Source organism: Faecalibacterium sp. DFI.5.82, assembly GCF_029076575.1.
GTDB lineage: Bacteria > Bacillota > Clostridia > Oscillospirales > Ruminococcaceae > Faecalibacterium > Faecalibacterium duncaniae.
The window spans coordinates 1-302 of sequence record NZ_JARFIS010000726.1 but is presented as its reverse complement, the minus strand read 5'-3'; the positions used below and the strand labels follow the sequence as shown (position 1 = coordinate 302).

Annotated in this window: 1 pseudogene; it reads left to right on the top strand. The window is 68.9% G+C overall.

The annotated features are described in order from the left end of the window. Positions 1-302, top strand: a pseudogene (locus tag P0G09_RS18635) (alanyl-tRNA editing protein); the annotation flags it as partial.

The window sequence follows — 302 nt, the reverse complement described above, 5'->3', positions numbered from 1 at the left end:
CGGCCAACGCCGTGCATCGGGTGTATGACGAGTACACCGCCCTGAAATTCACCCACTTTGGGCTGTGCAGCCAGCTCTTTGACGCGCTGGCCGCGCAGGTAACGCCCGGTGCGGATGCCATCCGCATCGTGCCGGGGCTGGACCCGGACAGCCTGCACCGGCTGGCTAACCGCCTGACCGAAGCCACCACCGGCCTGTGCGCGGCCCTGACCCCCACCGAAATGGGCACCGGCTACTGCCTTGCCCAGGCGGGCGGCGATGTCCGCGCCCTGACCAAAGCCCTGAACGCCGCCCTCAATGGC